The organism is Microbacterium xerophyticum, assembly GCF_053543555.1.
Genome location: NZ_JBLVOB010000003.1, coordinates 272926 through 281242 on the forward strand (window position 1 = coordinate 272926; position 8317 = coordinate 281242).

Consider the following 8317-nt stretch of genomic DNA (forward strand, 5'->3'; position numbering starts at 1 on the left):
CCCCCCCCGACAGGAGCCACAGCGATGAGCCTTGCAGCGCGTATCCGTGATCGTCGCCTGGACGCAGCGCCCTCTCGCGCCCAGTCCGTCGCCTTCGGGGCCTCCGGGTTCCCGATCCAGTTGATGGCCCAGACCTTCTCCGCGTTCGTGGTGTACTTCTACGTCGCCCACCTCGCGGTGCCGGCGGAGTGGGTGGCCGCGGCGATGATCGCCCACGGCATCCTGAACGCCCTGCTCAACCCGCTCGTCGGCGCACTCTCCGACCGGATCCGCACCCCCTGGGGCCGGCGGATCCCGTGGATCGGGCTCGGCATCGTGCCTCTCGTGGTCGCGTTCGCGCTGGTCTGGATGCCGCCCGCACTGTCCGCAGGTGGCCTGATCGCGTGGTTCCTCGTCGTCGTCGCCGTGTACGACATCGCCTTCGTCGTGGTCGTCCTCAACATCTCCGCGCTGTTCCCGGAGATCTTCCGCACGACGGCCGAGCGCTCGAGGGGCAACGTGCCGCGGCAGGTGTTCGCGATCGTCGGCATGATCCTCGGCACGGCCGGCGCGCCGCTGCTGTACGACAGCATCGGCTGGCCGGGCATGGCGATCGCGTTGGGCCTCGTGTGCCTGGCGCTGTTCGTGTGGTCGTTCGCCGGCGGGATGCTGGAGCGGCGGGGCGAGGTCGTCGCCGCCGAGGCGGCCATGCGGTGGACCGAGCAGCTGCGATACACCTTCGCCAATCGCGCGTTCGTGCCCTACGTGCTCGGGTCGTTGTTCGTGCAGACCGCGATCGCGGTGATCCTCGCGGCCATCCCGTTCTATGTGCGGTACTCGCTGCACGCCGCCGAGGGAGAGAGCAGCATCCTGCTCGGCGTGATCTTCGTGGTGGCGATCCCGGCGATCCTGCTGTGGAGCAAGGTGGTGCAGGTCACGTCGCCGCGGACGGCGGTGCTGTGGGCGGTCGGCGTGTTCGCGGTCGCCGTGCTCGGATATCTGGCGCCGGCCTCCGTGCTCGGGGCGGCGCTCGTCGGCGTCGCGGTCGGCGTCGGCGTCGGGGGACTGCTGCAACTGCTCGAGGTCATGCTCGCGCAGATCATCGACGACGACGCCGCACGCACAGGGCATCGGCGCGAAGGCGTGTACTTCGGTGTGAACGGCTTCGTCGTGCGCGGATCGGTGGTGTTGCAGGCGGTCGTCGCCGCGTGGGTGCTGAACGCGAGCGGCTTCGACGCTTCTCTCGGCGACGCGCAGCCGGATGCCGTGGACGGCGGCATTCGGATCATGCTGGCCGTCGTGCCGATGGCCTTCACGGCGCTGGCGTGGGTGTGCTTCTTCCTCTACCCGATCCGCGCGCGCGATCTCGTCGCAGCGCCTTGACGTGCCGTCGCTCGTCGAGCACGAGACCGGGCCGTTCCTCCACCTTCGTGCCGCCGTCGTCGATCCATCCGTGCCTCGTGTAGAACGTCGCCGCGCGCTCATTGCCGGTGAGCACCCATAGGTGCGCCGCGGAGTGCCCGTCATCCGCGAGGCCCTGTTCCACAGCCTCCAGCAGCGCGTGCCCGACACCGGACGACCAGGCGGACGGCAGGACGTATACGCCCCAGAGCTCGCCGGATCCAGGACCGTCGCTCTCGCGCGCGGCTCCGAAGCTCGCCCACCCGACCACTTCGCCGTCACGCTCCGCGACGAGTGTGCGCGATCCGCGCTCGGGCGTTGCGATGATGTGCGCCCATCGCTCGGCGCGATCGTCGATCGACAGATCGTCGAGAACGCTCTGCGGCATGAGACCGGCGTAAGCCGCCTGCCACGATGTGACGTGCACGACAGCGATGCCGTGTGCGTCGGCGGTGGTCGCCCCTCGGATCAGCATGGTCATCCGGCCGCGCGTCGCGCCTCCCAGCCGGTGCGCACCATCTCGTCGACCGTGTAGCGCATCTTCCAGGCCAGGTCGCGGGCGGCGAGTTCGCCGGTCGCCACAATGCGATCGGGGTCGCCGGCGCGGCGAGGGCCGATCTCCGGCGTGAAGTCGATGCCGGTGACGCGGACGACGGCATCCATGATCTGCTTCACGCTCAGGCCGTCGCCGGAGCCGAGGTTGTACGCCGGCTCGATGCTCTCACCGCCGGCGAGGCGCTTCGCCGCCGCGACGTGCGCGGCCGCGATGTCGCCGACGTGCACGTAGTCGCGCACGTTCGTGCCGTCCTCCGTGGCGTAGTCGTCGCCGAAGATCTTGGGCGTCTTGCCCGCGAGCAGCGCCTCGAACACGATCGGGAAGAGATTGTGCGGGCTGACGTCGTAGACGGTCTCATCTGCCGAGCCGACGACGTTGAAGTAGCGCAGCGAGGTGTGGCGCAGCGGATGCGCGGACTCGGCCGTCGCGATCGCCTGATCGCGCAGCATCCACTCGCCGATCAGCTTGGACTCGCCGTACGGGCTCGCAGGCCTCTTCGCGGTCTCCTCGACCACGAGCGGCACGTCAGGGGTACCGAAGACCGCGGCGGAGGACGAGAAGACGATGTTGCTGACACCCGCGGCATCCATCGCCTCGAGGATCACGCGCGTGCCCTCGACATTCTGCGCGTAGGTGTGCAGCGGCCGCTGCACCGAGACGCCGGCGTACTTGAAGCCCGCGACGTGGATGACGCCATCTGCCCGATGCTCGCGAAGCGTCGTCTCGACGAGCTCACGATCGAGGATGCTGCCCTGCACGAACGGCACGCCCTCCGGAACGAACGACGCGACACCGCTGGACAGATCATCCAGCACGACCGGGGTGAGCCCGGCATCCGCGAGTGCACGCACGACGTGCGCTCCGATGTAGCCGGCTCCGCCGGTGACGATCCAGGACATGGGGCTCCTTCTCCTCGAAGCTCTCATTCTTTCAGGCCCGAGACCAGGTCGCGGGCGGCGCGGCTGTGCTCGGCGATCAGCGCGTCCACGTCGAGCCCGACGACCTCTCCGTCGCGCACGCGCCACTCGCCGCCCACCATGACGCGGTCGGCGCGTTCGGCACCGCACAGCACGAGAGCGGCGATCGGGTCGTGCGAACCGGAGAACGCGAGGCCGTCGAGCCGGAACATCGCGAGATCGGCCTGCATTCCGACGTCGATCCGGCCGATGTCCGTGCGACCGAGTGCTGCGGCGGAACCACGCGTCGCCCAGTCCAGTACGCGCGCACTCGTGACCTGCTCGGTGCCGTATCGCAGCCGCTGCAGGTACAGGGCCTGGCGCACTTCGCGGATCATGTTGGAGGCGTCGTTGGACGCGGAGCCGTCGACCCCGAGCCCCACAGGCACGCCGGCATCCTCGAGCTCCACGACGCGGGCGATGCCGCTGGCCAGGCGCATGTTGGAGGTGGGGCAGTGCGCCACCGAGGTGCCCGCCGCACCGAGCGCGGCGATCTCGTCGTCGTTGAAGTGCACGCCGTGCGCGAGCCAGGTGCGATCGGACAGCCATCCCACCGACTCCAGATACTCCACGGTGCGCAGGCCGAAGCGGTCGCGGCAGAACTGCTCCTCGTCCAGGGTCTCGGCGAGGTGAGTGTGCAGCCGCACGTCGAGGCGCTCCGCGAGCGCCGCGGAGTCCGCCATCAGCGAGGTCGTCACCGAGAACGGTGAGCACGGGGCGAGGCCGATCTGCACCTTCGCCCCCGCCCCGCGCTCGTGGTAGCGGGCCACCAACCTCTCCGAATCCGCGAGGATGACGTCCGGATCCTGCACCGTGTGCTGCGGTGGCAGCCCGCCGTCGTCCTCGCCGAGCGACATGGAGCCGCGGGTGAGCATCGCGCGCATGCCGAGTCGGCGGGCGACGTCGACCTGGACGTCGATCGCATCGTCCATGCCGGTCGGGAAGAGGTAATGGTGGTCGGCAGCCGTCGTGCATCCGGACTGCAGCAGCTCCGCCATCGCCACGGTGGTCGCGAGTTCCAGGGCGCGAGGGGTGAGGCGGGCCCACACCGGGTACAGGTTCACCAGCCATCCGAACAGCGTCAGGTCGGCGACCGGCGCCCAGGCCCTCGTGAGCGTCTGATAGAAGTGGTGATGCGTGTTGATGAGGCCCGGTGTGATCACGTGCGCGCCGGCATCGAAGACCTCGTCGACGTGCGGTCGCCCTCCGTGCCCGACGAGCTCGACGATGGTGCCGAGCTCCGTGTCGACGACGATGCCCCGCGTGGCGGTCGCGGGATCGACATCCGTTCCCAGGTGGATCGCGAGCGGGTCGCGCAACCAGATTCTCGTCATGGTGTCGCCTTTCCTCTGGCGACACGTGGCTGGGGCTCGGGCCGCCAGCTCAGGTTTCTCGGCGTCTGCTGTTCCGCCGACCGGCCCGGGGAGGGCCGGCGCTCGTACGCTAGCACGCGCCGTGATTCGGTGCTAGCATCGCCGCTATCGCAATTGTGGAAAATAGCTTCCACGATTCGGAAGTAATGCGCGAATCCATGACAGACGCACTCAACGGAGAGATCTATGTCGAGAACGCCCAGAATCCGCCGACCCGAGGACGAGAGGCTCCGCCTCGGACCCACCTTCGCCTACGGACTGCAGCACGTGCTGACAATGTACGGCGGCATCATCGCCGTGCCGCTCATCATCGGAAACGCCGCCGGGCTCGCGCCGGCCGAGATCGGCCTCCTGATCGCGTCGTGCCTGTTCATCGGCGGCCTCGCAACGATCCTGCAGTCGTGGGGTGTGCCCTTCTTCGGATCGCAGCTCCCGCTGGTGCAGGGCGTCTCGTTCTCGGGCGTCGCCACCATGACGGCCATCCTCGCCGCAGGGGAGGGGCTGCAGGGTGTGTTCGGGGCCGTGATCGCCGCATCCGTCGCAGGACTCATCGTGGCGCCGTTCTTCGCGATGATCGTGCGGTTCTTCCCGCCGGTCGTGACCGGCACCGTGATCACCACGATCGGGCTGACACTGATGCCGGTGGCGGCGAGCTGGGCGATGGGCGGCACCTCGCCCGAGGATCCCGACTGGGGCAGCCTGCAGAACATCGGCCTCGCGATGGCGACCCTGCTGATCGTGCTCGTGCTGAGCAAGGTCGCGTCCCTCACCGTCTCGCGGTTGGCCATCCTCATCTCCATCGTCGCCGGCACCGCGTTCGCGGGCATCGTCGGCTGGGCGGACTTCTCGAACATCGCGGACGGCGGGATCGTCGCACTTCCGCAGCCGTTCGCATTCGGCCTGCCGACGTTCGGCGTCGCCAGCATCATCTCGATGTTCATCGTGATCATCGTGACGATGACGGAGACGACGGCGGACATCATCGCGGTCGGTGAGATCGTCGGCACGAAGGTCGACTCCAAGCGCATCGCCAACGGCCTGCGCGCCGACATGATCTCGTCCGCGATCGCCCCGGTGTTCAACTCGTTCACGCAGTCCGCCTTCGCGCAGAACGTCGGGCTCGTCGCGATCACCGGCGTGAAGTCACGGTTCGTCGTGAGCGCCGGCGGTGTGATCCTCGTCGTGCTCGGACTGCTGCCGATCGTCGGCGGGCTGGTGGCCGCCGTGCCGCCGCCCGTCCTCGGCGGCGCGGGGATCGTGCTGTTCGGGTCGGTCGCTGCGGCCGGCGTCCGCACGCTCGCGAAGGTGAACTACGAGGGCAACATGAACATGGTCATCGTCGCCGTCTCGCTGGGCTTCGGGGTGATCCCGGTCGTCATGCCGACGTTCTACGACGCGCTGCCGAGCTGGGTGGGGATCATCCTGCACTCCGGCATCTCCTCGGCCGCGATCATGGCCGTGCTGCTGAATCTGCTCTTCAACCACCTCGGCGGGAAGTCGGCCGAGCGGTCGGCGTTCATCCCCGGCACCGGTCGGGTCATCCGCGAAGAGGATCTCGCTCGCCTGCTCGCGAACGAGACCCTGTTCGACGGCGACACGATCAAGGACGGCAAGATCCTGGATGCCGAGGGCGAAGAGGTTCCGGTGGTCACCGCGTCGCAGGAGGTCGTGATCACCGACGCGATCAAGACAGGGAAGATCCGCAGTCGGAGCGACATCCGGCGCGTCCTGGCTGAGGCCGACGCCGAGTAGCCCTCTCGAGATGCAGGACCACGTCGAGACGCAGCCGGATCGCTGCGTCCTCGGCGTGGCCTGCCGTCGCTCAGGCGTCGCGGCGGGCGCCGGCGGCGGGAGTCACGGTGAAGAGGTGCGGCGGCGTGAAACCGGCCTCCGCGAAGGCGGCGGTCACGGCATCCGACACCGACTCGACCGTGGACAGCTCGATCAACGCGATCGCCGCACCGCCGAAACCGCCACCCGTCATGCGTGCGCCGATGGCCCCCGCGGCCAGCGCGGCCTCGACCGCCGTGTCGAGTTCGGGAACGGAGATCTCGAAGTCGTCGCGCATCGAGGCGTGCGAGGCGACGAGCAGATCGCCGATCGCTCTGGCGCCGCTCTCGCGCAGCGTGGTGACGGTGTCGAGCACCCTCTGGTTCTCGGTCACGATGTGACGCACCCGCCGGAAGGTCACGTCGTCCATCAGTTGCTCGGCGCGGGAGAGGTCGCCCATCGACACATCGCGCAGTGAGGGCACTCCCATGATCGCGGCGCCGCGCTCGCACGACTCGCGCCGCTCGCGGTAGCCGCCGGTGGCGTGCGAGTGCTGCACCCTGGTGTCCATGATGAGGATCGCGAGTCCGGCCTCGGCGACGCCGACCCGAACGAGGCTCGTCTCGAGCGTGCGGCAGTCGAGGAAGATCGCGGCGTCGGGTTCGCCGAGCATCGACGCCATCTGATCCATGATCCCCGTCGGCGCGCCGACGGCCTCGTTCTCGGAACGGCGGCCGACGCGGGCGAGCGCCGTGCGGTCGAGTCCGGCGTTCCAGAGGTCGTTGAGCGCGGATGCCGTTGCCCCCTCGATCGCGGCGGACGACGACAGGCCGGCGCCGACGGGGACATCGGATGCGATCGCGATGTCGACGCCGCGGCCCTTCGCACCGGCGAGTTGCAGCGCCCACGCGACGCCGAGCGGATACGCGGCCCACTCGGCGACCGCAGGAGAGGTGCCGACCGGTGTGGGGAACAGCGTGGCGAGTTCGTCGATGCCGACGTCGATCGGGGCATCGTCGACCAATGTCGAAGCGACCCGGATGCGGTCGTCGCCGCGCATGCCCACTGCGGCATATGTGCGGTGAGGGATCGCGAAGGGCAGCACGAAGCCGTCGTTGTAGTCGGTGTGCTCGCCGATCAGGTTGACGCGGCCGGGAGCCGACCAGACGCCGTCTGGGGCACGACCGGTCAGCTGCTCGAACAGAGCGCTCGCGTCGTCTCGAGCCGTCATGCGCCGGCCCCTTCCGCGCGAGCGATCGCCTCGCGGATCCGCGCGGCGGACTGCTCCGGCGGGATCTCGGCGGTCCACGCCCACATCGCGGCCTCTGATCCGGCGAGGAACTTCAGCTTGTCGGTGCCGCGCCGCGGGCTCGTGAGCTCGAGGTGCAGGCGTACCGAGTCGCCTGCGAGGCTCACGGGAGCCTGGTGCCATGCGGCGATGTACGGGGTCGGCGTCTCGTAGAGCGCGTCGATGCCGCGCAGCAGGCGCAGGTAGAGCGGGGCGAGCTCATCGCGCTCGGCCTCGCTCGTCTCGGCGAAATCGGCGACGTGGCGGTTGGGCATGAGGTGCACTTCGACGGGCCAGCGGGCGGCGAACGGCACGAACGCCGTCCAGTGCTCGCCCTGGAGCACGATGCGCTCGGAGCCCTGCTCGAATTCGAGGATGCGCTGGAACAGATCGGGCGCGGTGCGATCGATGCTCTCCAGCAGCCGCTGGGTGCGCGGCGTGATGTAGGGGTAGGCGTAGATCTGCCCGTGCGGATGCGGCAGCGTGACGCCGATCGCCTCTCCGCGGTTCTCGAACGGGAAGATCTGCTGCACGCCAGGCAGTTGCGAGAGCGCGGCGGTGCGATCGGCCCAGGCCTCGATCACGGTGCGGGCGCGCGTCACGGACTGCGTGCCGAAGGAGCCTGCGTGGTCGGGGCTGAAGCACACGACTTCGCAGCGGCCGACCGACGTGCGGGTGCGGCCGAGGCCGAGCGCGTCGAGGTCATCGAGTCCGCGCGGCGGGTTGGCCGCGGCCGGGGCGGTGCCGAGCGCCTCGGTGAGCGCGGGGCCGAAGGCGGGCGAGCGATTCTCGAACACCGCGACGTCGTAGAGCGCAGGAACCTCTGACGGATTCGTCGGCGTCTGCGGAGCGAGCGGGTCGGCGTCGGGGCTGGGCATCATGACGCGGTTCTGGCGGTTCGCGGCGACCGTGATCCAGTCGCCGGTGAGAACGTCGAGGCGCATCGTGGCGGTGTCGGGGCGAGGGTCGAGTGCGCGTGCGTCGACGGGGGGGG

At 69.4% G+C, this 8317-nt stretch carries 7 protein-coding genes; 2 read left to right on the top strand and 5 right to left on the bottom strand.

The features are described from left to right. The first annotated feature begins 24 nt into the window (after nt 1-24). Complete coding sequence (locus tag ACNPNP_RS02385; protein ID WP_448964468.1) at nt 25-1362, top strand: MFS transporter; 1338 nt, start codon at nt 25-27, stop codon at nt 1360-1362. On the opposite strand, the gene ACNPNP_RS02390 is transcribed toward ACNPNP_RS02385, so the two are convergent. The 3 genes from ACNPNP_RS02390 to ACNPNP_RS02400 are packed head-to-tail and all read right to left on the bottom strand — an operon-like array spanning nt 1292 to nt 4226. After that, a complete protein-coding gene (locus ACNPNP_RS02390; protein WP_448964469.1) occupies nt 1292-1861 on the bottom strand; it encodes a GNAT family N-acetyltransferase in 570 nt (189 codons plus the stop codon). The two genes, ACNPNP_RS02385 and ACNPNP_RS02390, sit on opposite strands and share 71 nt — an antisense overlap. Next, nucleotides 1858-2835 carry a UDP-glucose 4-epimerase GalE gene (galE, locus tag ACNPNP_RS02395; RefSeq protein WP_448964470.1) on the bottom strand — a complete coding sequence of 326 codons (978 nt, stop codon included), beginning with the start codon at nt 2833-2835 and terminating at the stop codon, nt 1858-1860. Before galE ends, ACNPNP_RS02390 begins: the two co-directional genes overlap by 4 nt. 23 nt (nt 2836-2858) lie before the next feature. Continuing rightward, the gene (locus tag ACNPNP_RS02400; protein WP_448964471.1) at nt 2859-4226 is read right to left on the bottom strand and encodes an 8-oxoguanine deaminase; all 1368 of its coding nucleotides are present in this window, start codon (nt 4224-4226) and stop codon (nt 2859-2861) included. A 225-nt stretch (nt 4227-4451) separates the two neighbouring features. Between ACNPNP_RS02400 and ACNPNP_RS02405 the strand changes: the two genes are divergently transcribed. Continuing rightward, on the top strand, nt 4452-6017 hold the full coding sequence (locus tag ACNPNP_RS02405) for a nucleobase:cation symporter-2 family protein (RefSeq protein ID WP_448964472.1): 1566 nt from the start codon (nt 4452-4454) through the stop codon (nt 6015-6017). A gap of 70 nt (nt 6018-6087) precedes the next feature. Here ACNPNP_RS02405 and galK read toward each other — a convergent pair whose 3' ends face one another. After that, nucleotides 6088-7266, bottom strand: a complete 1179-nt coding sequence (gene galK / locus ACNPNP_RS02410; RefSeq protein WP_448964473.1) for a galactokinase — start codon at nt 7264-7266, stop codon at nt 6088-6090. Beyond that, on the bottom strand, nt 7263-8317 hold a 1055-nt coding region (gene galT, locus ACNPNP_RS02415; protein ID WP_448964474.1), incomplete at its 5' end, for a galactose-1-phosphate uridylyltransferase. The genes galK and galT, both read right to left, overlap by 4 nt.

What these genes read in the sequence shown, in the direction of transcription:
- ACNPNP_RS02385 (WP_448964468.1), top strand. Translation starts at nt 25, where the DNA reads ATGAGCCTTGCAGCGCGTATCCGTGATCGTCGCCTGGACGCAGCGCCC.
- ACNPNP_RS02390 (WP_448964469.1), bottom strand. Translation starts at nt 1,861, where the DNA reads ATGACCATGCTGATCCGAGGGGCGACCACCGCCGACGCACACGGCATC.
- galE (WP_448964470.1), bottom strand. Translation starts at nt 2,835, where the DNA reads ATGTCCTGGATCGTCACCGGCGGAGCCGGCTACATCGGAGCGCACGTC.
- ACNPNP_RS02400 (WP_448964471.1), bottom strand. Translation starts at nt 4,226, where the DNA reads ATGACGAGAATCTGGTTGCGCGACCCGCTCGCGATCCACCTGGGAACG.
- ACNPNP_RS02405 (WP_448964472.1), top strand. Translation starts at nt 4,452, where the DNA reads ATGTCGAGAACGCCCAGAATCCGCCGACCCGAGGACGAGAGGCTCCGC.
- galK (WP_448964473.1), bottom strand. Translation starts at nt 7,266, where the DNA reads ATGACGGCTCGAGACGACGCGAGCGCTCTGTTCGAGCAGCTGACCGGT.